This window comes from Planktothrix sp. FACHB-1355, from assembly GCF_014748295.1.
GTDB lineage: Bacteria > Cyanobacteriota > Cyanobacteriia > Cyanobacteriales > Aerosakkonemataceae > Aerosakkonema > Aerosakkonema funiforme_A.
On sequence record NZ_JACJUP010001113.1, the window covers coordinates 1 to 2,331 of the forward strand.

The 2,331-nt window shown below is 41.3% G+C and carries 1 pseudogene; it reads left to right on the forward strand.

Going from position 1 to position 2,331, the window contains the following annotated elements:
• Positions 1-2,331 (forward strand): annotated as a pseudogene (locus H6S82_RS29625) (serine/threonine protein kinase); the annotation flags it as partial.

The following is a 2,331-nucleotide window of genomic DNA, read 5'->3' on the forward strand; positions in this document are numbered from 1 at the left end:
GTATCACCAACTCACCCCTTCATCTTGACTGTAGATGAGTTAGAAAAAGCTGGCGCAGTAGTCAATAAAATTATCCTCCAAGCATTAAGCGAAATTAATCTCAATCAGTTAGTTACAGATACGCTGAATTGTGAGTCATCGCTGGCTCAACCTTTGACAACATTAATTTATCAAAAAACTCAAGGTAATCCTTTTTTTGCTACCCAGTTTCTTAAAGCATTAAATAATGAACATCTGATCGCGTTTGACTTTGCATCTCGCCATTGGCAGTGCGATATTGCTCAAATAAAAGCTTTAGCAATTACTGATGATGTGGTAAAATTCATGTCCATACAATTGCAGAAATTACCACAGCCAACTCAAAATATTCTCAAGTTAGCAGCTTGTGTTGGGGCGCAGTTCGATCTGCAAACATTGGCGATTATTTCCGAACAAACACCAGAAACAACAGCAGCAAATTTATGGAAAGCATTGCAAGAAGGGCTGATTATTCCGAATACAGAAATTTATAAATTTTTTGTTCAATCTGAAGATATATCTGGTTCTTATGCAGCAGCTAATCCAGTTTATCGCTTTTTACACGATCGAGTTCAACAAGCCTCTTATTCCCTGATTCCTGACGACGAAAAGCAAGTCACACATCTCAAAATTGGGCAGTTACTTCTGCAAAATTCTTCTGCCGGAGAACGAGAAGAAAAACTGTTTGATATTGTGGGACATTTGAATCAAGGACAAGCATTAATTAATCAACCACAGGAACGAGCAGTTTTAGCAAAACTCAACTTGAAAGCTGGGAATAAAGCCCGACATTCCACTGCTTATACTGCCGCTAGAGAGTATTTTCATACTGGCATGGATTTACTAGAGATTAATTGTTGGCAAAGTCAGTATGAATTAACTTTGAATTTGTATATAGCTGCAACGGAAGCCAGTTATTTGAATGGTGATTTTGACGGTATGGAACAACTTGCGGCATTGGTATTGCAGCAGGCACAGACTGTTCTTGACAAAGTTAAAATCTACGAAATTCAAATTGCCGCACTAACAGCTGGTAGCCAAATATTAGCAGCGATCGCAGTCGGCAGAGAAGCTCTAGCCCAATTGGGAGTAGAATTACCCAGCCAAGTAGACGAAACTCAGATTGGCAAAGCTTTAGCAGCAGTGAAACAGCAACTCCAAGAACGAGAAATTGCCACACTGATTGACTTACCCCTGATGAGCGAACCTCAAGCTCAAGCTGCAATCCAGATATTAAGTATGTTGTTCCCACCAGTGTTACTGGGACAACCTGGTTTAATGCCCATTCTCGGCGCGACGATGGTACGCTTATCGCTGGAGTTTGGCAATACTTCCGCCTCAATCCCTGGCTATGCAATTCATGGGATGGTGATGTGTGCCTTTTTTGGCGAAGTTGAAATCGGTTATGAGTTTGGTAAATTATCCCTCTCCTTGCTGGAAAAGTTGAACGATCGGAGGATGAAATGTGTCACTCTCAACCTGTTTGGAGGTTTTATACAACATCACCGACAATCACTTTTAGTCGCCCAGCTAACCATGAAAGAAAGCTACATGGCGGGAATGGAAAACGGTGATTTTCTCTACGCTGGCTACAGCATAGAAGGGTATGCCTTAACGGGGTTATTCGCTGGTGTAGAATTGCATAGCTTGGCGGCGGAATTACCTGCTTACAATGCTGCTCTCGTTCAGGTGAAACAAGATTCAGCACTAACTTATTTGCAGATGGTACAGCAAACAGTAGAGCAATTTCAAGAAACAGTGAGCCAACCAGACTGCTTAATGGGTATTTTCTACGATGAAACAGTGATGTTACCAAAGCACAAGCAGGATCGGGATCTGACTGCACTTGCGTTTGTTTATAGCTATAAACTATCGCTTGCCTACTTTTTTGGAAATTATCACGCTGCCCTTGACTATATCACCCAAGTCCAGTCCTATTTAATGGCAGTATCAGGAATGCCTTTTGTTCCTATATTCCATTTCTATACCGCCCTCACTAATCTAGCACTTGTTTCCAGCCCAGCAGAAACAACCGAAATTCTTGCTAAAGTCGAAAGCCATCAACAAACTCTTTACCAGTGGGCGCAAGATGCTCCCATAAATTATTTACACAAATGGCATTTAGTAGAAGCAGAAAAATTGCGAGTTGCGGGTGATAAATTAGCGGCAATGGAGCATTACGAACAAGCTATTACCATTGCCAAAACTAACCAATTCCTCAACGAAGAAGCCTTAGCTAACGAACTTGCTGCCAAATTTTATCTTGATTGGGGCAAAACAAAAATTGCTCAAACCTACATGATGGAGGCTTAT